At 64.8% G+C, this 23,267-nt stretch carries 19 protein-coding genes; 3 read left to right on the top strand and 16 right to left on the bottom strand.

Annotated features, from left to right (window positions below; genetic code table 11):
• Positions 1–7: 7 nt before the first annotated feature.
• The gene (locus tag O3299_RS08225) at positions 8–2,086 is read right to left on the bottom strand and encodes a TonB-dependent receptor (RefSeq protein WP_305062021.1); all 2,079 of its coding nucleotides are present in this window, start codon (positions 2,084–2,086) and stop codon (positions 8–10) included.
• A gap of 93 nt (positions 2,087–2,179) precedes the next feature.
• Here O3299_RS08225 and O3299_RS08230 point away from each other — a divergent pair, with 93 nt between their 5' ends.
• Complete coding sequence (locus O3299_RS08230) at positions 2,180–3,403, top strand: response regulator (RefSeq protein WP_305062022.1); 1,224 nt, start codon at positions 2,180–2,182, stop codon at positions 3,401–3,403.
• On the opposite strand, the gene O3299_RS08235 is transcribed toward O3299_RS08230, so the two are convergent.
• Positions 3,385–3,768, bottom strand: coding sequence for an immunity 22 family protein (locus tag O3299_RS08235; protein ID WP_305062023.1), 384 nt, complete (start codon positions 3,766–3,768; stop codon positions 3,385–3,387). The genes O3299_RS08230 and O3299_RS08235 overlap by 19 nt on opposite strands.
• Before the next feature lie 2 nt (positions 3,769–3,770).
• Positions 3,771–6,464: a polysaccharide deacetylase family protein gene (locus O3299_RS08240; RefSeq protein ID WP_305062024.1), complete on the bottom strand. Its 2,694-nt coding sequence runs from the start codon at positions 6,462–6,464 to the stop codon at positions 3,771–3,773.
• Between the two features lie 174 nt (positions 6,465–6,638).
• On the opposite strand from O3299_RS08240, the gene O3299_RS08245 reads away from it, so the two are divergent.
• Complete coding sequence (locus tag O3299_RS08245) at positions 6,639–6,761, top strand: hypothetical protein (RefSeq protein WP_255206395.1); 123 nt, start codon at positions 6,639–6,641, stop codon at positions 6,759–6,761.
• A gap of 19 nt (positions 6,762–6,780) precedes the next feature.
• Here the strand turns inward: O3299_RS08245 and O3299_RS08250 are convergent, their stop codons facing one another.
• The 8 genes from O3299_RS08250 to O3299_RS08285 are packed head-to-tail and all read right to left on the bottom strand — an operon-like array spanning position 6,781 to position 14,567.
• Positions 6,781–7,833, bottom strand: a complete 1,053-nt coding sequence (locus O3299_RS08250) for an ABC transporter substrate-binding protein (RefSeq protein WP_180278778.1) — start codon at positions 7,831–7,833, stop codon at positions 6,781–6,783.
• 48 nt (positions 7,834–7,881) lie between these two features.
• Positions 7,882–8,940: an ABC transporter substrate-binding protein gene (locus O3299_RS08255; RefSeq protein WP_305062025.1), complete on the bottom strand. Its 1,059-nt coding sequence runs from the start codon at positions 8,938–8,940 to the stop codon at positions 7,882–7,884.
• Between the two features lie 33 nt (positions 8,941–8,973).
• Entirely contained in the window at positions 8,974–9,855 is an 882-nt protein-coding gene (locus O3299_RS08260; RefSeq protein ID WP_305062026.1) for an ABC transporter ATP-binding protein, read from the bottom strand.
• Positions 9,852–11,117 carry an MFS transporter gene (locus O3299_RS08265; protein ID WP_305062027.1) on the bottom strand — a complete coding sequence of 422 codons (1,266 nt, stop codon included), beginning with the start codon at positions 11,115–11,117 and terminating at the stop codon, positions 9,852–9,854. Before O3299_RS08265 ends, O3299_RS08260 begins: the two co-directional genes overlap by 4 nt.
• The gene (locus O3299_RS08270) at positions 11,110–11,874 is read right to left on the bottom strand and encodes an ABC transporter permease (RefSeq protein WP_305062028.1); all 765 of its coding nucleotides are present in this window, start codon (positions 11,872–11,874) and stop codon (positions 11,110–11,112) included. Before O3299_RS08270 ends, O3299_RS08265 begins: the two co-directional genes overlap by 8 nt.
• Positions 11,871–12,725, bottom strand: a complete 855-nt coding sequence (locus tag O3299_RS08275) for an ABC transporter permease (RefSeq protein WP_305062029.1) — start codon at positions 12,723–12,725, stop codon at positions 11,871–11,873. The genes O3299_RS08270 and O3299_RS08275 overlap by 4 nt, the downstream gene beginning before the upstream one ends.
• On the bottom strand, positions 12,722–13,795 hold the full coding sequence (locus O3299_RS08280) for a PhnD/SsuA/transferrin family substrate-binding protein (RefSeq protein WP_305062030.1): 1,074 nt from the start codon (positions 13,793–13,795) through the stop codon (positions 12,722–12,724). The genes O3299_RS08275 and O3299_RS08280 overlap by 4 nt, the downstream gene beginning before the upstream one ends.
• A gap of 22 nt (positions 13,796–13,817) precedes the next feature.
• On the bottom strand, positions 13,818–14,567 hold the full coding sequence (locus O3299_RS08285) for a class II aldolase/adducin family protein (RefSeq protein WP_099388611.1): 750 nt from the start codon (positions 14,565–14,567) through the stop codon (positions 13,818–13,820).
• Between the two features lie 225 nt (positions 14,568–14,792).
• On the opposite strand from O3299_RS08285, the gene O3299_RS08290 reads away from it, so the two are divergent.
• The gene (locus O3299_RS08290) at positions 14,793–15,845 is read left to right on the top strand and encodes an ABC transporter substrate-binding protein (protein ID WP_305062031.1); all 1,053 of its coding nucleotides are present in this window, start codon (positions 14,793–14,795) and stop codon (positions 15,843–15,845) included.
• A 62-nt stretch (positions 15,846–15,907) separates the two neighbouring features.
• Here O3299_RS08290 and O3299_RS08295 read toward each other — a convergent pair whose 3' ends face one another.
• From O3299_RS08295 to O3299_RS08315, 5 genes are all read right to left on the bottom strand, one after another.
• A complete protein-coding gene (locus O3299_RS08295; RefSeq protein WP_305062032.1) occupies positions 15,908–18,280 on the bottom strand; it encodes a TonB-dependent receptor in 2,373 nt (790 codons plus the stop codon).
• Positions 18,281–18,500: 220 nt separating this feature from the next.
• Complete coding sequence (locus O3299_RS08300) at positions 18,501–19,655, bottom strand: LLM class flavin-dependent oxidoreductase (RefSeq protein ID WP_099667790.1); 1,155 nt, start codon at positions 19,653–19,655, stop codon at positions 18,501–18,503.
• Between the two features lie 34 nt (positions 19,656–19,689).
• The gene (locus tag O3299_RS08305; protein WP_305062033.1) at positions 19,690–20,781 is read right to left on the bottom strand and encodes an LLM class flavin-dependent oxidoreductase; all 1,092 of its coding nucleotides are present in this window, start codon (positions 20,779–20,781) and stop codon (positions 19,690–19,692) included.
• A gap of 233 nt (positions 20,782–21,014) precedes the next feature.
• Positions 21,015–22,220, bottom strand: a complete 1,206-nt coding sequence (locus tag O3299_RS08310) for a sigma-54 interaction domain-containing protein (protein WP_370385269.1) — start codon at positions 22,218–22,220, stop codon at positions 21,015–21,017.
• A 183-nt stretch (positions 22,221–22,403) separates the two neighbouring features.
• Positions 22,404–23,267 carry an HET-C-related protein gene (locus tag O3299_RS08315; RefSeq protein ID WP_099667787.1) on the bottom strand — a complete coding sequence of 288 codons (864 nt, stop codon included), beginning with the start codon at positions 23,265–23,267 and terminating at the stop codon, positions 22,404–22,406.

The raw sequence follows: 23,267 nt of genomic DNA on the forward strand, positions 1-23,267 counted from the left end.
ACCGTTATCAGAACGCATATGACAAGGTCAGGCGTACGGAACGGGGTTCGACCGGATGGAAATGCCGGTCGTTTACCCCGTCCGCCGCCTCGCCAGGCAGGCGCGACGCATAGTAATAATCGATATCGCTGGCGCGCTTGTCAAACAGGTTGAACACGTCGAGCGACAGCCGCGTCTTGCGGTTGAGCTGGTACGCCAGGCGCGCATACGCCAGTGTAGTCGAAGCGGAGCGCACGCTATTGTCCTCGATCAAGGGACGGGGGCCGAAATAGCGCAATTGAAAAGCGCCCGACCACGGGCCCTGGTCCGTCACCGTCACGCCGAACGAAGCCACCTTGTCGATGGCGCCGGGGATGTGGTTGCCCGCCGGATCGTTTTGCGTATAGCGCGAGCGCGAAGCGGCCAGGTCCAGGTCGAACAGCAGCCACGGCGCGGCAATATAATGGTTGTTCCACTCGATGCCGTGGCGGCGGCTGGCGCGGCTCGCTTCCGTCTCGCCCGCGTCGCCGACGAACAGCAATTCCGACGCGATGTCGAGGCGCCACAGGGCCAGCGAACTTTGCAGGCCCGGCAGCCATTCCGTGCGCGCGCCCAGTTCCATGCCTTTCGTCGGCACCAGGGGTGTCACGGGCGTGGCAGCTTGCCCGTCAGGCAGGCGCGTCTGCGTCGTGCCCCGTGCATCGTTGCTATGAAAACCTTTGCCATAGTTCACGAAGAATTCCGTCTTGCTCCACGGACCAAGAATCAGGGACAGCTTGGGCGACACCACGTGGTCGTTCGCCGCGCCGCTGTTGCCGGCTATGCTGCTGGCCACATTGAAGCGGTAGGCGTCGTAGCGCAGGCCCGCCACCGAACGCAGCCACGGCAGCCATTGCACCGTGTTTTCGCCGTACAGGCCGACGCTGGCCTCGCGCACGCTGTCTTCGCGCACCGTACTCTGCCGTACCCGTTCCACCGTGTTGTACAGGCCCACGGGCGACAAGCGGTCGTAGCGCGCCTGCACGCCAACCTTGTTGCGCATGGGCAGTCCCGCCAGCTCCGTACTCCAGCTTTCGGCCGCGTTCACGCCCGCCACCGTGCGCCGCTCGCTTTGCTGGAACTGGTCGCCGGCGGCCGGATTGGCGAGGAAATAGGTGAAATCGCTGTTCAGCTCCAATTGCGAGCGGATCAGGTAGGCATCCAGTTCGAATAGCCGCTTCTCCGTGCGCTTGCGCATGGCGTACGACAGGCTGTAGCGCGACGTGTCGCCGCCGTCGCTGGGCGCCAGCGAGCCGAAACGGCCGATCTGGCCCGACGCCACGGCGCGCAGCGGCACCTGGTCCGTGGCGTTCCAGCTGTTCTTGTACGCCATGCCCGTCACGCTGAAGCCGTCGTCCGGCGTGCCCTGGCTGTAGCGCAGCACGCCGCTGTATTTGCGCACGTTTTCCGGCACGTCCCAGGGACCGTTGTTGCGGTTCACTTCCAGGCCGTACAGCAAGGTGCCAGGCCCGGCAGCGGCCGAATCGGCGACGACGCCGCGCACATAGCCGTGCTGGCCGACGGATACGCTGGCCTGGCCTTGCGGCAATTTGTCGGCCAGGCGGATACGGGCGCTGCCTGCCGAGGAAAAATCGCCTTCGCCGGCGAAATACGGCCCCTTCTTGTAATCGATGCGCTGCACCAGTTCGGGAATGAGGAAATTGAGGTCGGAATAGCCTTGCCCATGCGCATGCGTGCGCATGTTGACGGGCATGCCGTCGACGTAGGTGGCAAAATCCGTGCCATGGTCGAGGTTAAAGCCGCGCAAAAAATACTGGTTGGCCTTGCCGTCGCCGCTGTGCTGGGTGACGATCAGTCCCGGCACGAATTCCAGCAACTCGCCCGTGCGCAAGGCGGGCCGGTTGACGATCAGTTCATTGGTAATGACGCCCTGGCTGGCCGCATCCGACGTGCCGACGGCGTTGTCATAGTGGCCCGTCACGCGCACGGTGCGCGACGCTTCGGCCCCTGTGGCCCCGTCGGCCGGAACTTGCGCCGCCACTAGGCGCCCCATGCCCAACAATGCCAGTGCACAAGCTGCCACCAGTTTGCGTTTTCTCAATAGCATCGCGTCTCCAGTTTTTATGATGTCAGTACGGGCTCCTGCTGGCTATATACGCGGCGGATGGGCGCCTGGATTCAGCCTTTTCAAGGAGCGAGCGTGAACCTGAACGACAGCACCGGCAAGGCAAGCAGTCCCCCTTCCGACGTGCGCAAGCGCGACGTGCTGCCGTATATCCTGCTGTTCATCCTGCTGGCGGGGCTGCTCGCCGTGCTGGCGGGCGCCCTGTTGCCGCCCTATTACCATGCCGTGCCGGCCCTGCTGTGGAGCCTGGGCTTTTGCGTCAGCGGCATGCTGCTGGGATTCCTGTTCGGCATACCGCGCACCCTGCCCTCGGGCACCGTCAACATGGCGCCGCGCGACGAGCGCAGCAATGGCAAGGACCGCGCCACGGACGAGCCGCCGTCCGCCGGGGCCGATGCGGCGACGGGCAACGCCAGCAATACCCTGTTCCTGGGCACGCCCACGCCCATGGAAATCAATTCGAATCTGGTGGAAGTGTCGGACTGGCTGACGAAAATCATCGTCGGCGTGGGCTTGATCGAACTCAAAAGCCTGCCCGGCAGCGCGCGCAACATGGCCGCCTTCATCGCACCGAGCCTGGACACGGACACGCCCACAGCCATGGCCGTCGTGGGCGGCATCATGCTGTTCTTTTCCGTGCATGGTTTTCTGATCGGCTACCTGCTCACGCGTATTTACCTGTCCATCATGATCAAGCGGGCCGACAGCATGGTCAAGAACGAATCCGTGCGCCTGCAAAGCGGCAAGGAAATCGAAGTGGCGGAACTGAGCCGTTTGCAGCAAAAATCGCTGGAGGACATGCAGGAAGCCGTGACGCAGCTGTTGCTGGCCCATCCGCCGTGCGAGGGCGCGGCCGTCACGGCCCTGGCCGGCATGCCGGCGGAGAAAAAACCCGCCAGCCTGGTGCTGTGGCTGGACGACCATCCGCGCAACAATACCTTGCTGGTGGAACAGCTGGAACGGGAAAACATCAAGGTGGACCAGGCGGTTTCGACGCGGCAGGCGCTGGCCATGCTGCAACAAAAGCCCTATGCGCTGCTCATCACGGACATGGCGCGGGTGGAAAACCGCCGGCGCATCAAGGATGCGGGCATACGCACGGTGCGCGAAGTGCAGCAAGCCCAGCCCGGACTGCCCATCATCGTGTATTGCAGCAAAGATACGATCGCCAGCTACGGCACGGAAGCGGAGGCGGCCGGCGCCCGCTTCATCACCACCTCGGGCACCAGCCTGCTGGCCAGCGTCAACAAGCTATTGCATGAGGAACGGGGGGATGGCGCTCAATCTTCCACGCAGTAACGGTAACTGCCCAAGTAGTGCAGCGAGCTGCGCTGCGGGTGCGCCAGCTGATTCGGCGCAAACACGCATACGCTGGCATCGGCCAGCACGCCCTGCGCCTGCGCATCCGCGCATGCCTGCGCCAGCCAGCTGTCGCCATACGACGCGCCATCGAGCAGCTGCGCCAGCGGCACGGGCGACGCCAGCAGCGCGCTTTCAAAGCAGGCCGGCTCGTATTGGCTCAGCCCCGTTTCCAGGAAGAATGGCGACGGCACGGCATCGCCGTCTTCCGTGTACGTGGGCGCCAGATAAGCCTGCAGCGCTTCCCAGCTGGGAAAGCGCCCGTTGCAGGCAAATACGTGGACGATGGGCACGCTGTCGGACACGCTTACAGCTTTTCCATCTTTTGCCGCACGGCCGGCGCCGTCGAAGCCGTCGGCGCCAGTTCCAGATAGGTTTTATAGGCCGCTTTCGCCTTGGCGGCATCGCCGGCCTTGGCATACGCGTCGCCCAGGTTCAGGTAGGCAATGGCGCGGGACGGGTCCATCTTGACCGTGTTTTCAAACCAGCGGGCCGCTTCGCGGTATTTTTCCTGCTTGTAAAAGACAAAGCCCAGGTTGTTCGCCGCCAGCGCAAAGTCGGGGCGCAATTTCAGCGCTTCCGTAAATTGCGCTTCCGCCGCCGCATACTGTTTCTCCTTGTACAGCTGCAAGCCCCGGTCGTTGGCCCGCTGCGCCAGCTGGCGCGTGGACGACGGCACGGCGCCCGGCGTGACGATCTTCTGTTCGCCGCCCTGCAAATCCTTCACCGTCACGCTGGCCGCTGCCGGCTTGGCGTCCAGCTTGCTGTTCAGGGCAATGGCTTCCGTCGACAGCTGCGTCGTGTTCGGGCTGAGAAATTCCGTTTCGCCCGGCAATTCAAAGACGAAATCGCCCCCTTCCGAGCCGGGCAGGCTGCCGAACGCGGGCGTCTGGTTCGAGACGCTGGACACGGCGGGCGCCACATAAGCCGCCAGTTCCGTGGCCGTGATGAGGCCGTCGCCGTTCAGGTCGCCCTTGCCCGCCAAGCCCTGCAGCAAGGTCCACGTGAACACGGAGTGGCCGTTCGGTCCGCCGTCGGCCACCAGCTGGTCGCCGCCGCCCGCCGTCAGCATTTGCCGGCCGATGCGCTTGGCGTTGTCGCGCAGGAACGAGCTGGAACCGGCGCCGCGCGTCAGGCCCAGGCCGCTGTAGCAGGCATCCATGACGAAGAACGCGTGCTTGGCCGTCAGCGATTCCGCGATATTCTGGATTTCCGTCATCGGAATCGCATCCGTGGCGAACTGCGCCGGATCGGAATCGACGGGCACGATGTAGCCGAGGTCGCGTCCGGAACTGAGCTTGCGCGTGGCGCCATGGCCGGCGAAGAAGACGAAGATGCGGTCATTCTTTTGCACGCCGCCATGCGCCAGCTTGTCGTGGAAGGCGGCCAGGATATTGTTGCGCGTCGCTTCGCCGTTTTTCAGGGTCACGACACGTTCGGGCGCGAACGCGAATTTCTCGATCAGCGTCTCGCGGATGCCCTGCGCATCGCGCACCGCATATTGCAATTTCGGCCATTTCGCATAATCGTCGATGCCGATCACCACGGCCCAGGAATTGGCGTAACCGGTGGTGACGGGCACCTTTTCCGGCGCCGGGGCCGTGCGTTTCGCGACCTGGAAGCTCGTGCCATCCCAGCCCGCGAATTGATAGCCTTCGGCGATCAGCTTGTCGAGCACGGCCGGCAAGGCTTTCACCGTGCGCTCATGGATGTCGTGGAACAGGACGATGCCCCGTCCCGCCTTGTCGACGGACGCCAGCACGCGATTGGTGATCGAGCTGGGCACGGGGTCGGCCCAGTCCAGCGAATCGATATTCCACATCACGGATTTCAAGTGCGCATCGGCCAGCGCGGCCATGCCTTCGCTGTTGCGCGCGCCATACGGAAAGCGGAACAGCGCGGCCCGCTCGGGGCTGATGGCCTTCAACAGCGTATCGGTGCCGAGGATTTCGCCCTTCAGCTTGTCGCCCGTCTGTTTCGACAATTGTGCGTGGCTGAAACTGTGGTTGCCCACGGCATAGCCCTCTTTCATCAGCTTGCGGCTCACTTCCGCGCCCGCGCCCAGCTTGGCGTGGCCTTCCGCGTCGAGCGATCCGAGGTTGCGGCCCACGTTGAAGAACACGGCCGGCACGCCATACTGTTTCAGGATGGCGCTGATTTCTTCCGTGTAGCGGCGGTGCGGGCCGTCGTCAAAGGTCAGCACGATGGTTTTCTTCGGCAAGCCGAGGCCGAAGATTTCCGCTTCGTCCTTCTTGGGTGCGGGCTTGGCTTCGGGCACGGAGCCAGCCGGTGGTGTTGCATAGGGCACGACGATGCCGTTTTCCTTGAGAATCTGTTCGCGGCTGTAGAGTTTTTTCAGCTGCGCCACGTAATCGTCCCACCGTTCACGCTTGAGTTCGATGGCGCGCTGGCCCAGGTTGCCGAAGATTTGCCGGATTTCCTTCTCGTAGTTGCGCTCGATCTCGCCCAGCGCGTCGAGGTCTTCCGAGATGCGCTTGTGCAGCTTGATCGCCGGCAAGGACGAATCCTTGGCCACGTCGGCCAGCATGCTTTGCAGCAGTTCGCGGAACGCCAGGCGGTCCGCGTCGTACAGGCCGGGATCGGATTCGATATAGGTCAATAAACTGTCGAGCGCCTCGAAGCGGCCCGGATTGGTGGGCGCCGTCAGCTGGTCGAGCGCCGCATCGAGCTTGGCGATGCGTTCCTGGTTTTCATGGAACAGCGCCTGCCCCACTTTGCGGGCTTCGTCGCGCGCGCCTTCGGGCAGACTTTGCTCGTCGGCCAGCAGCACGATAATCTTGCGGAAATTGCCCAGCAAATCGCGGAATTGGGCGGCCACGGCGGCCGTGTCGACGGTCGATTGGGGTGCGGCGGCCGGATTGCCCGCGGCGGGAGCGCCCGGCGTGGCAGTGGCGGCGGGACGGGTGTACGTATAAATACCGGCCCCAGCGGCGAGTGCCACGACAACGGTGGCGGCGATCTTGATCGGCTTGGAAGTCACAGGCTTGTCATTCCCTTCACATACTATGCATAGCATTCAGATGGCGCGGATGCGCAAGATGCATAATTGTAAAGCACGCCTGGCACAAGCTCAGCCCGCACACATGAATTTCGGCAATAATATGGCTGTAAATATGACAACCAAGCTCCATCGAGCATAAAAACGGAAAAGACGATGCACAAGAAACTCTGCGCAGCCGCGCTGATGCTGGGCGTGGCCCTGATGCTACTGCAACTGCGCGCACATGCGGGCGACGACGTGATCAACGTGGCGGGACGCGTATGCCTGCCCCATTGAGCCGCGTCCCGCGCTGACGCTACACCTTGGCCGGTTCCCAGTAATTGGCCAGACCCAGCTTTTTCAAGCCGGCCGCGACGAAGCGCGGTTCCAGCAATTCTTCCGCCGTCAACGGTTGCCGGATCAGCTTTTGTTCCTGTGCAAACGCCAGCACCCGGCGGTAATGGCGGTACACGGCGTCGTCGTACAGGGGCGACCAGCGCTCCTTCCACTGCAAGCCCGGATCGTCGTAGCTGCGCCGCACCACGCTGTCGGGCGTGCCGTTGCGCGTGCCATCCTTGATGACGGCTTCGCGGTTGCCGTCGAGCGCCGCCCAGTGCTGGGCCCGCAGCCAGGCCGTGGCCACCAGTTCCGCGATGTCGGGATGGGCTTGCGTAAAATCACGCCGCGCCCACAGTTCCGCGCGCATTTTACGCTCGGGTAAGCCCTTGCTGGACCAGATGATGCGGCCGATGCCCTTGTCTTCCAGCGGATAGCCATTGATCATGAACAAGGCGTCGACGGCGCCCGTGGCCAGCGCAGCCGTGCCCGGTTTGAGGTCCATATTAATCAGGCGAAAATCCGTGGGCGACATGCGCTGGTCGGCGATCAGCTGGCGCAAGCCCAGTTCCCACGGCCGGCCCCGGTGCACGCTGATGCGCTTGCCTTTCAGCTCGGCCAGCGACGTGGCGCGCGAACCGGTGGGCACGAGCAGGAACTGGTCCGTCCCCCTCCCCGCAGGCACGATCACCTGCGTGCGCACGCCGCCCGCGTTAAGGATGACGGACGGCAAATCGCCATACGCGGCCATGTCGATGCGTCCGCTGGCGAACGCTTCGTTCATCGTCGCGCCCGTGTCGCCCGTGACGGGCAGCCATTCCAGCCGCACGCCCCGCTGCTTCAGTTCGCGCGCCAGCCAGCCTTCCTGCTGCACCCGGTAGGCGATGCCGCCCAGTTCCGCCTTGCCATTCTCTGCAAAACCCGTCGAGGCGATGCGCAGGGCCGCCGGCGGCGCCCCCGCCTTCGCCGCCGACACTGCCTGTCCCGCCAGGGGCAGCAGCGCCAGCCCGCCCATCACCGTGCGTCGCCGCATCGCATTCTCCTCATCATCAAGCATGGCCACTGTTGACGTACTTCCCGCTCAAGCCGCCCGGCGCGCGTGCGCCAGCGCCGCTTCGAAAGGACGGGGGTCGATCCACGCGCGCACGTCGACCTTGCTGGGCAGGAAGTTCCAGCGGAACAGGAAATCGCTGAAATCCTGCAAGCCCGCGATCGACGTTTCCGCCAGGTCCGTGTCCAGGCGCAGATGCGCATCCTTGCCGTAAGCCACTTGCACCCAGTGCTCGCTGGCATTCGATTCGCGTGCCATGAAGCGCCGCGTCTCGTCCGCATGGCCGCGCGCCCACGCTTCGGCCCGCAGCACCTGGTCGACCAGGGTGACGGCGGAAGCAAAATGGTTGTCCAGCAAGTGCGCATCCACGCTCAGGGTGCGCGGCGTGCCGTTGTTGGCGCGGATCAAGGGTTCCGGGTGGCTGCCCGTGTCGATCACCGTATGCAGGCCGAACTGCTGCGCCAGCTGCGCGGCTGAGGCGCCTTTCAGGAAGATGGCGTCCACCTCGCCCCGCAAGAGGCCCAGCAATTCAGGGCTTTGCCCGCCGCGCCGGGCGCCGCTGAACAGGTTTGTTGCCGCGCCCTTTTCCGGCGCCGCCTCGCTCTGGCCCGTGTTGACCACATAATCGACCAGTTCCACGTCCGCCACGGCCAGCCCTTCCAGGCTCAGCGCATTTTCCAGCCCCCGCAAGGCTTGCGCGCGCGCAAAGTCGATCTGCGCCTTGCTCCACAATGGCAAGCCGAAGCGCCGGCCCTTCAAGTCGCGCACCGTCTGGATGCCGCTGCCGGGCAAGGTCAATATCAGCTGCGTCTCGTCCGACCACGACAGGCCGATCACGCGCGTGTCGCGCCCCGCCGCGCGCGCCCACAGGGCGGGGATATTGCCGCCGTGACGCACGGAGTTCTGCAGGGTATGGTCGAAATGCGATTCGCGCACGGCTTCCTGGTCCGACTCGCGCAGCGAGCGCAAGCTGGTGCCGTCGGCGCGCAAGGCTTCTTCCAGCCAGCCTTGCTGCAGGGCTATCCCCAGGCCCGTGGGGACGGGGCAGCGCGTGTACCACAGGGTGTCGAGTGCGTTGCTATTGCTCATCTTGTATCTCCAGGTTGATGGATATCAAAAAAACTACAGCGCCATCCTGCGCGCCCATTCATTGCCATCCCACGAGCTGCTGGGGTGTTCTTCCCGCGCCACGGGCGCGTGCGATTCGTCGAGGTCGCTGAAATCCGCATGCAAGCCGTCGCGGATGGCGACAAAGCCGGCCGAACCCCGCTGGCGCGGATGGGCCAGCGGCACGTCCTGCACGCGGCGCACCTTGCCGGGACGCGCGTCGAGCACGACGATGCGGTCGGCCAGGTAGACGGCTTCATCGATGTCATGCGTGACCATCACCATGGTGATGCCCTCGTCCTGCCACAGGCGGCGCAGCTCCTGCTGCAGGCGCAAGCGGGTCAGCGCGTCGAGCGCGCCCAGCGGTTCGTCCAGCAGCAGCACGTCGGGCCGTCCCACGAGGGCGCGGGCAATCGCCGCCCGCTGCGACATGCCGCCCGACAATTGATGCGGATAGGCATCCGCATAGCCATCGAGGCCCACGCGCGTGATTTCCGCCGCCACGCGGGCGGCCCGCTCGGCCAGCGGCACCTTGGTATTGCTGAAAGCCACGGCCACGTTTTGCTGCACCGTCAGCCAGGGAAACAGGCGGTGATCCTGGAACACGAGGCCCCGGCGCAAATCCGTGCCACGGATGGGCACGCCATCGTGCAGCAGCAAGCCCGTGTAATCCGTGTCCAGGCCCGCCAAGAGGCGCAGCAGGGTTGATTTACCGCAACCGGACGCGCCCACGATGGCGACGAATTCGCCCGGCGCGATGGTCAGCGAAATATCGTCGAGCACGGGCAGCGGCGCGCCTTTCAGGGAAAACGACTTGCTCACGTGCTGTACTTGCAAGCCGCCGCTCAGGTGCTGCTGTTGCGGCGACAAGGCCGATGGGGAAACAAAATCATTCATGGCGCACTCTCTGCAGTGGGGGCGAGGGAAGGAATGGCGGCGGGCGGCGCCCGGCGCAGCCAGCGGCTGCCGTGGAAAACCAGCCAGGCGGCCAACCAGGGAAATAGCCAGATCAGGAACACATTGCGCAAGCCCGTCAAGTCGGCCAGGCGGCCCGCCGCCAGCGCGCCGGCCGTGCCGCCCACCATGCCGAACAGGGTCAAGTGGGCGGAAACGCGGGCCTTGTCGACGGGCGCGCGGGCGATATTGTCTGTATTGACGAGGTTATTCACGCCCAGGCCCAGCCCCAGCAGCACGGAGGCGCCCAGGTAGGCGATGCTGGAAGGCCACAGGCCGAGGATCAGCAAGGCCGCCATGATGGCCAGGTGGGCGCCGCCATACAGTTGCTCGCGGTAGCGGCTGGCCAGCACGAAGCGACCCAGGAACAGCAGCACGAGCACGCAGCTGAGTCCCTGCACGGCCATCAGCCAGACGGAGTGGTGCGCAGGCCAGTGCAGCACGCGGATGGCCAGCAAGATGGAAAACACGCCCACGCTGGACGCCGTGAAGCTGGCGAGGATTTCAAACAGATAAGTCACGCGCACGATGGGCAGGCGCAGCAGTTCGCGCAGGCTGGCCGCGCCCGGCAGCGTGGAGTGCCCGGCCTGCTTGCGCGGCGCCGTATTGTCAGGCAACACTTGCCAGCCCAGCACGGCCAGGATGGCGAACATCAGGGCCGAGATCAAAAATCCCGCCTTCAGTCCCAGTTGCGCGATCAGGTAATTGCCGCACAGGGGTCCGAGGAACTGCATGCCGAGTATCAACGTCCCCTTGTACCAGCCCGCCTTGCCCTGCCCCAGTTCCGGCAAGCGCACGAGAAACACGGTGCTCATGGCCACGATGCGCAGGGAAATGCACAAGCCCACCAAAAACATCAGCAAGGCCACCCATTGCCAGCCGGGCAGCCACGGCAGCACGCAAAAGGCCAGCGCCAGGCTCAGGCTGACACCGGCGTACAGATGCTTCGGATTGCCGCGCGACAAGATGTAGCCGGCAGGAATGGTGCCCAGCGCCATGGCCAGGGTTTCCGCGCTGCTGATCGCGGCCAGCTGGAAGTTGCTCACGTGCAAATGCAGCCCCAACAAGGTGGCCAGTACCTTGTTCATGCCGATGGTCACGCCCGACAGCAGGGTCAAGCCGATAAAGCGCAGCAAGAAGGCACGCAGCTCGCCTTCACGGGCGCTGACAGCCGCGTCCGGTTGGAATGGCAAGGATTCACTCACTGCTGCGCCCCTTCACCAGCAGGCGCGCGAGGCGCGCAAACGCCACGTTCATCGCCTGCGCCAGCAAGGCGATCACGAGCACGGCAAGCAAGACAACATCCATGCGGCCCGACACTTCGCCATTGAGCAGCAATGAACCCATGCCGGGACCGGCTGAAAACAGCAGTTCGCCGCCCAGGCAAGCGAGCCAGGCAAACGCCAGCGCATGCGTGACACCCGTGACGATGGCCGGCATGGCGCCCGGCAACAAGATCTGGCGCAAGGTCTGCCAGCGCGTCAGGGTCAGCACCTGCCCCACTTCGCGCAAACGCCCTTCCACCTGGCGCATGCCCGCATACGTGTTGAGCACGGTGGGATAGAAGGCGGCGATGGCGATCACCAGCAGCTTGGCGCCGTCGCCATTGCCCACCCACAAGCCCAGCAAGGGAATCAGGCCCAGCAACGGTACTTGCCGGATGCTGTGGAACAGGGGGCCGATCAATCGGTCCGCCAGCGGTGACTGCGCCATCAGCGCGCCCGTGACGATGCCGGCGCTGCCGCCCAGCAACAAGCCGGCCAGGGTACGCCCCAGGCTGGCGCGCAAGTGCACCCACAGCTCGCCCGTGATCACCAGATCGCGCAAGCTGTGCGCCAGGTCGCCCAGGGAAACAAAGATATACGCGGCCGCCGCGCCCTGGTCGGACGCCCATTGCCAGGCGCCCAGCAAGGCCAGCGGCAACAGCGCGCCCTTGATGATCTGGATCAAACGTTGTTTCATGCGGCGCCTCCCTTACCATCGCCGCTACGCTTCCAGCGCATCAGCCGTGCTTCCAGCGCGTGGCAGGCCCGGTCCAGGCCAAAGCCGATCACGCCCGTCAGCACCACGCCGACCATCACCACGTCGAGGCGGAACATTTGCCGGCCCATTTCCATCATCTGGCCCAGGCCGCTGTCCGCAGCCAGCAATTCCGCACCCACCAGCACCATCCACGAGCGCGACAGGGCGATGCGCATGCCCGTCAGCGCGGCCGGCACGATGGCCGGCAAGACGATCAGGCGGATGCGCTGCCAGCGCGAGAAGCAATACACTTGCGCCACCTCAAAGTAGCGCTGCGACAAGTTGCGGATGGCGTCATGCACGGCCAGCGCGACGATGAAGAAACTGGCCTTGGCGACAATAAACACTTTAAAACTCTCGCCTATGCCGAACAGCAAGATGAACAAGGGGATCAAGGCGACGGTCGGCAACTGGCGCAAGACATTGAAAGTGGGGTCGACATAGGCGCGCAAGCCAGGGGACAGCCCCAGCACGACGCCAAAGGCCAGGCCGCCGCTGGCGCCCAGGCCGAAGCCGGCCAGCAGGCGGAACAGGCTGATGCCCAGGTGCTGGCCCAGTTCGCCGCTCTCGGCCAGGTCGCGCGCCGTCAGCAGTACTTGCCATGGCGACATCAAAATATGCGCAGGCATCCACTCGAAGGTGGTGGCGGCCGTCCACAGCAGCAGCAAGGCCAGCGGCGACGCCCACACGGACCAGGGTGAACGGATAAAGCGCTGCAGCAAGGGGACTGAGGCTGCACGCGCTGGCGCGGGGGGGCGCGGCAAGGCGATGGCGCGGGCGATGGAAGTCATGGCGCCCAGTACGTTTGCAGTTTCAGCTGCGCCAGCGCCGTGTTGACGAACTGGGGCGCGAACAGGCTGTCGACTTGCAGGGGCCGCCCGATCAAGCCCGCGCTCTTCGCATATGCCGCCTCGCCCACGTAATGCTGGCGCAGGCTGGCCGTAAACAGGGGCGACCAGCGCGCCTGCCACGGCGTATGGTCGCCCGCCAGTTCGCGCCGCACCACGCTTTCCACCTGGCCTGCGGCCGCCTCGGTGCGCACATACTCTTCTTCGCCGCCCGCGCCGGCGGCCCGGTGGTGTTCGCGCACATAGGCCGTCACCACCAGCTGGGCCAGCTGCGGCCAGCGTTGCAGGAAGCCGCTGTCGGCCCACAGCTCGGCGCGCATCTTCCAATCCTGCGGCGGCGCCTTGCTCGCCCAGATGATCTTGCCCACCTTTTTATCTTCCAGCAAGAAGGCGTCGCTGAGCGTGAAGAAAGCCTCGGCGCCGCCCGTCGCCACGGCCGCCGCGCCCGCCTGCGGATTGAGGTTGAGGATCTTGACGTCGCGCAAGGTCATGCCATTCGCTTCCAGCAGGCGCGCGAATGGGTATTCCCACGGCCGGCCCCGGTGCAGGGCGATCTTCTTGCCCTTCAAATCCTGGATCGATTTCGCCGTGGAAGCGTTCGGCACCACCAGATAGGTATTGTTGGCGCTGCCTCCGGGCAAGATCAGCCGCGTCTGCAAGCCCGAGGCATTGGCGATAATCGACGGCAAGTCGCCATACTGGGCCAGGTCGATCGAATGGTTGGCAAACGCTTCATTGACCTGCGTCGCCACGGAATTGGTGGTGACGGGCACCCATTCCAGCTTCACGCCCAGCTTGCCCAGTTCGGCCGACAGCCAGCCCGTCGATGCCACCTGGGCGGCGGAACCGGCAAACACGGTCTTGCCGGACGGCGCCGTGCGGGCCACGACGGCGATGCGCACGGCGGCCGGCAGCGGCTCGGCCGCCACAGCGATGGCTGGCGCCAGCAGGCTGACCGCCACGGCGGTGGCGACTGCCTTGCGCCAGATCAAACGTAAGAATTTCAATGACATTGCGGGCCTGTTCGTGAAAGGGTTACACCAGGTCGGTGGCGGGCAGCAGCGACAAGGCGCGCGCCGTGTCGATCAGCTTGCTCATCTTCCATTGCTGCAGCAGCACGCCGGGACCGAAATCGCGCGAACCGCCGATGGCTTCGGCCGCGATCTGGATCTTCGCGCCCTCTTCCAGCAGCAAGATGAACTCGGCCAGCTTCAGCAAGCCCTGTTTGCCCCACACGGTGGCGCCGCCGTTCGCTTCCAGGATGGCCGTCGCATGCGTGTTGCGGGCGATTTCACCGAGGATGAAATCGACTTCCGGCTGGCGGCGGTCGATATAGATGGGAATTTCGCGCACCAGCTGGTAGCGCTGCACGGGCACGTAGCGGATCGGCAGGGTGCGGTGCGTCTGCGCCCACGCGCCCAGCGACGGCGAGTGCACGTGCGAGATCGACGTGACCTCCGGGCGCTCGCGGAACAGTTTTAAGTAGCGCGCGCCGCCGTTGTTCGCGTCGCCCACGAGCACCGTGCCATCCAGTGCCAGCACGGCCGCCTTCAGGGCCTGGCCGCGGCGGAACGGGCCCGGATCGTTGACCACCACCACCTTGTCGCCGCCCGGCGTGCGCTCGACGAAGCCCACCGTGCCATTGGCCGTCAGGCTGCCCGTCTCGCGCAAGCCGTCGAAGGCGATCTGCGCATCGCGGCGCACCTGCTCCACGAAGGCCAGTTCGGCCGCCGTCAACTCCTGCACCTGTACTTGTTGTGCTTCCGCTTGTGCCACGTCCGTCATGTCATGCTCCATTCGTTGGGGTTGGAATACGGGTCAGTCCTGCCTCTACTTTCGCAAGACGCGTGCCAGCGCCAGCGCCGGGAAAGTGGTGCATGGCTGCTGCCTGCGCAACAGCGGCTGCTGGCGCGGCAGCAGCACCGTCCGCACGCGCTGTCGGCCAGCCAGCAAGCGGCGCGGGCACGTTTCCTGCACGGTTCCAGGCTTCCACCACCACGAAGGAATCCCATGACTACCGCACCATCCCCCGCCGCCGATACCGTCTGGTTCACCCGCTGCCCCGTGCCCACGGCCACGGGCCTGGCCTACAAACTGGGCTGGCTGGACGAGGAATTCGCCCGCGACGGCATCGCGTTAAAGACCCTGCAGGAAGTGGGCGGCGAGCTGGCGCGCCACCACTATGACCACGGCCTGTCCACGCTCGTGCGCGAAGGCGGCAACCTGCTGGCCCTGCCCGCGCGCGCGCAAGGGGCGCCCACGCGGCTGATCGGTCTGACCTGGATCGACGAGTGGCAAGCCATCCTCGTGCGCCCCGGCTCCGGCATCGCGACGCCCGCGCAGCTGCAGGGCAAGCGTCTGGCGCTGCCCGTCTTCCGCGCCGAGGACTTGCGCGACAACCGGCGCGGACGCAGCATCGCGCGCGGCATGAGCCTGGCCGGCTACAAGGGCGTGCTGGCGTCGGCCGGCCTCACGCTCGACGACGTGCAGCTGGTGGAAGTGGGCGGCGAGGCGCCGGCGCAAGCCAATCTCGGCGCGGGACTGTGGCAAGGCATCGCGCCGCTGCTGCGCGGCGAAGTCGATGCCGTCTACGTAAAAGGCGCGGCGGCGGCCGAGGCGGCCCGCGCGGCGGGGCTGGAAGTGGGCATAGACATCGACGCCCTGCCCGACCGGCGCTTCCGCGTGAATAACGGCACGCCGCGGCCGATCACCGTGCATGAGACCATGCTGGAGCAGCATTTCGAGCTGGTCGTGCGCTTCCTGACGCAAACCCTGCGCGCCGCGCACTGGGCCCGCAGCCACCAGGCCGACGTGCTGGCCATCCTGCAGGGCGAGACGCGGGCCGGCGCCGACGCCGTGGCCGAAGCCTACCGTGACGGTTTTCACCTGACCCTGGCGCCCGACCTGTCAGAGGAAAAAGTGGCGCTGTTCCGCCAGCAGAAGGATTTCCAGCTGCAGCACGGTTTCCTCGACCGCGACGTGGATATCGGGGCGTGGATCGACCGCCGGCCTTTGGAAGAGGCGCAGCGGCGCCTCGACGCGTTGCTGCACGTGGCGGCCTAAGCTGGCGCCATAAACGACAAGGCCGGCGCAATCGCCGGCCTTTCTACATCAGGCGGTCAGGCTCAGAACTGCAGCGTGTACGATGCCCCCACCGTGCGGCCCTGGCCGATGATGACGGTGTCGCCATTCACGGCGCCCGGCACGAAGCTGGTGAGCGTGTGGTTGCGGTAGACCTTGTCGGCCAGGTTGTTCGCATATGCCGTGATGCGCTGCTTGCCGCCAGGGAGCACGTACGACAGGCGTGCATTGGCCAGCGCGAAGCCGCCCTGGTTCAGCAAGTCGCGCGCGGCATTTTGCGGGTCGACATAGTAGTACTGCTTCGACGTGTAGCGCACGTCGCCGCTGAACACCAGCTGCGCGCCATTGCCCAGCGGGTAGCGGTAGTCGGCCGCCAGCAAGGCCGTCACGTGGGGCGAGCGCACGAATTCATTGCCGGAGCGGTCGCCGCCATTGTTCTGGATGGCGAAATCGTCGAATTCCGTGCGCAGCAGGCCGATATTGGCGTTGAGGTGCAGGTTGTCCGTCGGCTGCGCCTCGAGCTCGAATTCCGCACCGTTCACGTGGGCCTTGCGCACGTTTTGCAGGTAATTGACGCTTTGCGTGGGGTCGCCGTTGTACACGCCCGTGATATTCACCTGCACGTTCTTGTAGTCATAGTGGAAGACGTTGGCGTTGAAATTCAGGCGCCCGTCCAGCCATTCGGACTTGATGCCCGCCTCGAAGGAATTCAGGGTTTCCGGCTTGACCGTGTTCAGGGCGCGCACGTCCGTGGCGCTCGTGTTGTAGCCGCCCGACTTGATGCCGTGCGCGTATTTCAGGTAGCCGCGCAGGGTGCGGCTGAAGCGGTATTCGGGCGTCACGTCATACGTCAGCGCATTCCACGTGGTCGACGGGTTCGACGTGAAATTGTTGTTGGCCACGGAAGCGGCCGCGTAATTGCCGCCCTTGACCGTGTTCCACCAGTTCGATGCATCGCCAAACGTCACCGTGTTCGATGCGGCCTGCACGCGGCGCAAATCGAGGTCCTTGGTTTCCGTCGTCCAGCGCAAGCCGAAGGTGGACAGGAACTGCTCGCTGAAGTTGACGGTCGTGCTGCCGAAGATGGCCGCGCTGCGCGCCTTGTGCAGGTAGACGGTGCGGTTGTAGCCGACGGGCTGGGTGCTGCCCGCCAGCGCCGGCACGGTGCCGTTGGGCAGGCGCGCGCCAGCCGAATCGGAATCGATCTTTTCATTGAAGTAGAACAGGCCCGCCACCCAGCTCACGGCGCCGTTTTGCGGCGACGTCAGGCGCAGCTCCTGCGATACCTGGCGGCTGCTGGCCTTCGAGCGGCTGCGGCCCACTTCCAGCGGCGTGTTGTCGCTGTCGCCCGTCGCCTCGTTGCGGAAGTTTTCATAGCCGGTGATCGACGTCAGGGTCAGCTCGCCCAGCGCGTATTCCAGGTTCAGCTGCGCGCCGCCCTGTTTCACGTCGCTGTCGGCCGGCGCATTCGTGCTCACGTCATCGGGATTCGTGCTGGGGATGTAGCCATTGCGGTACACGCCATTCGCGCCATAGCTGGCCACGGTGGTGGTGGCGCCCTTGGTCGTGTAGTCGCGATAATGCAGGTTCAGATTGGCCGTCAAATCGCGTCCGATCAGGGCCTTGAGCTGGCCGCGGACGGCGCTGTCCTTGAGCTTTCCATCGCGTTCGCCCGTAAACTGGTTGTGGAAGCGGCCCTTGTCCTGCTGCTCCGTGTGGAAGGACAAGCGCCCCGCCAGCACCTCGTCGACCAGCGCGCCGCCGATGGCCCCTTCGGCCAGCTTGGTGTCGTAGCTGCTGTAATCGACCTTGGCGTAGCCGCTGGACTTGAACGACGGTTTGCGCGAAATCACGTTGATGGCGCCGCCCGTCGTGTTCTTGCCCCACAGGGTGCCTTGCGGGCCGCGCAGCACTTCCACCCGGTCCAGGTCGAACAGGGGAAAACCCGTGGCGCTGGAATTGCTGATGTAGACGTCGTCGAGGTAAAAGCCGACGGGATTCGGGAAGTCGATCTGCTGCTGGCCCGCACCGACGCCGCGTATCCACCAGCGCGGGCGGCCATGCTGCTGCGTGCCGGCCGAGGCGTTCGGCACGTAATTGAGGATTTCGCTGGCCGAGCGGCCGATGCCCGTGTCGAGCAGCTCCTTGCCGCCCAGGACCGTGATCGCGCTGGGCACCTTTTGCGCGGATTCTTCGCGTTTTTGTGCCGTCACCGTCACCGATTGCAGCGCGGCGCCCTCGCCGGCGCCGTTCGCGTCGGCTGCGGCGATGACCTCGGCGGCAGGCGCTTCGGCATGGGCCATGCCATGGACGAGCATCAGGCCGCCGATGGCGAAGGCCGAGCGCAGCGCGCGGCGCACTGGCGTCAAATGAAAGGGGAAAGAGGAAAAGGCGGCGGGGGCAGTCGAACGGCGCATGGGTGATTATCCTTGAGTAAAGTCAAAACGCGAGATGGTGATGACCTGTATTGCAAGGGGCATGCCCGCTGCCGCAGCGCAGCAAAATCGTCGTTAAGTGATTGATTTCAAAGGAAGACTATCGCCATGATAGTGCTGTTGATTTGGCAGCAGCGGCGCCGCCGCGTGCTGCCTGCGCGACAGCAGGCGGTGGCGCTGCTGTCGCGGCAACAGGGGATACTCAGGCGGCGCGCAGCAGTGCCGCCGTGTGGCCACGCACGAGGGGCAGCACTTCCTCGCCCACGCGGTACGCTTCTTCCAGGTGCGGCGTGCTGGCCAGGATGAAGGCGTCGGCGCCCAGCTGCACCAGTTCGTCGAGGCGTTCGGCCACTTGCTGGTAGCTGCCGACGATGCCCTGCGTCTGGCCGCCGCGCAGCAGGTTGAAGCCGGACCAGATATTCGGCGCCGTGATCAAGTCCTTGTAGCTGTTCAGGGTCGTCGGGCGGTTGCCCCGCTGGCGCGCCGCGCCCACGGAATCGCCGCCATCGGCACCGAGGAACTGGCGCAGGGTGGCCGCATCGACGGCCTCGAAACCCTTGCGCACTTCGTCCCACGCTTCTTCTTCCGTGGCGCGGGCGACGATGTCGACGCGCACGGCGCACTTGATCTTGCGTCCCAGAAGCGCCGTCTTTTCATGCACGCGGGCGAATTTCTCGCGCAGCTGCTCGAACGGCTCCAGCCACGTCAGGTAGTAATCGGCATGCTTGGACGCGGAACCCAAGGCCGCGTCGGAGGAACCGGAAAAATAAATCTCGGGGAAATCCTGCTCCGACAGCGGCGTGGCCAGGCCCGCATCCTCCACCTGGTAAAACTTGCCCTGGTAGGAAAACGGCCCGCCGCGCCACACGCCGCGCACCACGTCGAGAAATTCCGTCGTGCGCGTGTAGCGGTCGTCGTGGCCGGCCGAATCGCCCCACCACAGCTGCGCCGGACCGCCGCCGCCCGTGATCACGTTGTACAGGGCCCGCCCGCCCGTGGCCCGCTGCAGGCTGGCCGTCATGCGCGCAGCCACCACGGGATTCAGGAAGCCGGGCTGGAACGGGATCATGAAGCGGAAAGTGCTCGTTTCGCGCGCCAGCAGCGCGGAAATGGCCCACGGTTCGTCCGTCATGGGGAAGGATGGAATCAAACCGCCCTGGAAGCCGGACAATTCTGCCGCGCGGGCGATTTCCGCCAGGTAGTCGATGTAAGTAAAGCCGTCGGCACCGCCGCCGCCGAGGCCGGCCTGGCGCAGGTTGTCATTGCCGGGAAACCAGTCGCCGCGAAACGGCGTGCGGGCGCGGTGCGAACTCGGTTCGCCATGCGTGGGGATGCGCCAGAAAAAATCGATAGCCATGCAGGTACTCCTTGAATAGGTTGGATACGGGGACTCAAGCCGCTTGCAGCTGGGCGCGCAACGCTGCCCGCACGCGGGGCAGCACGTGCTCGCCGATGCGGTAGGCTTCCTCGAAATGGGGAATGGCCGCCAGCACGAAGCTGGACACACCGGCTTGCGCGTAGGCTTCGAGCGCTGAGGCGACCTGTGCATGGCTGCCGACCAGGGCCCCGCGGGCGCCCGTTTGCGCTTGCGCAAAGCCGGGCCAGAACAAGGCTGCACCGCCCGCCGTGTCATCAGCCGACGGGGCATCGTCAGGCAGGCCCGCCCCGCTGCGGTAGCGGCGCGCGTCGCGCAAGGCTTCGTCTAACGTTTCGCGGGCCAGCACGTCGATGCGCAAGCCCGCCGCCACGGCGCGGCCCAGCTGGCGCGCCTGCGTGTGCAGGCTGTCGATGGAGGGCTGCAAGTGCGCCGCGGGCGCCGCGTCGAAGACGTGCACGTCGGCCTGGCGCGCCGACAGGGCCAGCGCCTGCGGCGACTCGCCCGTCAAGTAGATGCCGTTGACGGGGTGGTGCGCCAGCGGCCCCTTGAAGCCGCCGTCCTGCACTTCGAAGAACTTGCCCTTGAAGCTGAACGGCGAGGTGTTCTGCACACCGCGCGCCACCGTGATGAATTCATCGATGCGGGGCAGGATGTCGGCGTCCGGCGCCGCATCGCCCTGGCGCCGGCGCGCTGCCGCGTCGCCGCCAGGGCCGATCTGCCAGGCGAAGCGTCCCCCCGTGAAGCGCTGGAAGCTGACGGCGTTCTTCGCCGCATACACGGCCGAACCCCAGGCCGCGTCGAATTCGGCGATCAGTTTCAGGTGGCGCGTGCTGCGGGCCAGGTAGCCGGCGACGATCCAGCTTTCATCGCCCTGCGTATCGTGGCGTATCTGGATACCGTCGAAGCCGGAAAGATCGGCCGCGCGGGCGATCTGGTGCAGATAATCGAAATAGTTAAAGGGCGGACGCGCGCCGCGCGGGTCGCTCACGCCCGCCTGCAGGGGGCTGGGCGCGCCAGCGTTTCGCTCGCCGCGGCGCGTGATGCCGGGCGCCGCGTAACGGCCGTCCCCGCTGGTGGGCAATTGCCAGATGAATTCTATGGTCATGCGTGGACTCCTGTCGTGGGTCGAAGAAAAGGCCGTATGCGCATCGCGCAGCGGCCTGCCCTACCCTCCTCGCAGAAAACATGCCATGCCGCAGATGCCCGCCGCTGCCCGCCGCTGTTGATTTGGCAGCAATCCGCTGCCCCCATGGCAGCAATGTGCTGCACGCGCAGCAGCCATGAAAAAAGCCGGAGCCGCATCGCTGCGGGTCCGGCTCCGGGAGGTCGCGCATGCGCCTAGTCGATGGCGCCCGCCTTTTTCAGGAAAGTGCGCAGGATGTTGCGGCTCAAATTCAAGTGCCTGGCCGTGCGCACCTGGTTGCGCTCATTGCGCTCCCACGCGGCGCGCACCAGTTCCTGCTGCATGGCCTCGAATTCCACGGCTTCGCCCGAGTCGAGCAAGGCTTGCCAGGCGCGGGCAAAGCGTTCGGCCGCCAGCAAGTCGTCCTGGCCGGACGCGCCGTGGGCCGCGTAGGCGATGTCGGCGCCACCGGCCCAGGCGTCTGGGACAGCCACGGAAACAGGTGCGGAGACAGGTGCGGCAGCTGGCGCCCTGTGCCAGCCCGACAGGCTCAAATCCTCGGCCCGCACGACGCCGCTGCGGCAGACAAGCAGCGCGCGGTGAATGACGTTTTCCAGTTCGCGGATATTGCCAGGCCACGGATAGGCCAGCAAGGCCTCTTGCGCGTCCAGACCCAGTTCCACCTCGCCCAGGTGCAGGCGCTGCGCATAGATGGCCATGAAGTGGCGCGTCAGCGGCATGACGTCGCCCGGGCGCTCGCGCAAGGGGCGCAGCGGCAGGCCGATCACCTGCAGCCGGTAATACAGGTCTTCGCGGAAGCGCCCGGCCCGCACGGCTTCGGCCAGGTCCACGTTGGTGGCCGCGATCAGGCGCACGTCGATGGGGATGGCGCGCCGCGCGCCCAGGCGCACCACTTCGCGCTCCTGCAGCACGCGCAGCAGCTTGACCTGCATCGCCAGCGGCAAGTCGCCGATTTCATCGAGGAACAGGGTGCCGCCGCTGGCCGTCTCGAACCAGCCGGGCTTGCCCTGCTGCGCGCCCGTAAACGCGCCTTTTTCATAGCCAAACAGCTCGCTCTCGACGAGGGTTTCGGAAAACGCGCCGCAATTGATCGCCACGAAGGTCTGCTCGGCGCGCCCGCTCAAGCCATGCACGTGGCGCGCAATCAGTTCTTTTCCCGTCCCCGTTTCGCCCGTGATCAGCACCGTCGCCTCGCTGGGGGCGATGCGCTCGATCAGCTCGTGCAACTGGCGCGAACGGGGGTCGGCAAAGACAAAGGCCGTGGCGCGTACCAGCAAGCTCATTTGCTGCGGGTCGCGGAAGGCGACCAGCGCCTCGCTGTCGCCGTCATCGCCCGCGCCGCGGGCCAGGTGGGCGCTGCGCGCGAAATCGCTGCTGAAGTTGTGGGCTAAGAGTTCCATGGGCCGACTATACCGCGCTCCATCGCCGGGCGTGAACGAATGGTGCCGCGCTAGCTTATCCGGAATTTGCATATGCGAAGAGTCGGGAGTGAACGCTGTTTTGTCGCAAACGGCGCACTTTGGCTGGCGATGGCGTCATCCCTCCCCGACTTCAACACTGACCTTGCGGGATTTGATTCGTCGCTACTTCAAAACGGTCGCCCGGCTGTCCACCAACACATCGAGTGTAATCGTTCCCTGACTTACTGCGTTTAAAATCGGCCACTCTGCGAATACGTCAAGAATAAATTTCTTTGAAGCATCTTTGGCAAGTCCCTGAGCCACTTCAAAATGGGTAACATTACCAAACTTTGAAATAGTTTTTTTCCCTCGATCAGTTTCCTTTGAGTCTTTAGCCATCTCTCCATGCGTTTCATATGGAACAGCACATTTCTTTGGTGCCCCCCAACTCACGTATCCAGATTTTAGACCCACCTCTTGCCATTTTTGAATATTCTCTTCTGCCTGGTCTCCCCAGGTTTTGACAACCTTGAAGTCCGATAAAGCGCTGGCATGATCGATATTGATTTCGACATAATTCGTGTGAGCATAGAAGTCCTGAATTCCATGCAGTGCCTGTCCCAGGGACAGGAAGGCCAGATTCAGTTCCAGATTCACCAACAATGGTTTTTTTGCCATGAGAAGAACCGTGGCCGCTTCAGCGTGCTCGTCCAGTTCGGCTTTAAGTTGTGCAATATAAGCGATAGCTCCGGAAAAATCACAGTTGTCGAAGTGGGCTTTTGATGCAGTCTGATGAACGATATCTTGCATGTAAAGTGCAATTTGCATTTGGCGCACATACCTCCGGCTGCTCAGGCCATCCAGCAGTATTTTATGCTCGCTTATCTTGAAATCAGAATTGCATCTCTCACAAATAACGGATATGGATTCATCTTTTGCCGCAGGAATTTCTTGCTGGATTTTTTCCATATCGATATCCGCTGCCGAGGCTCCCATAGCCATGAGCGAGAAAATGATAGCAACCGACTGCCGGAGTCTGTTAGACAT

The sequence above is a fragment of the Janthinobacterium sp. SUN176 genome (assembly GCF_030587335.1).
Taxonomy (GTDB): Bacteria; Pseudomonadota; Gammaproteobacteria; order Burkholderiales; family Burkholderiaceae_D; genus Janthinobacterium; species Janthinobacterium kumbetense.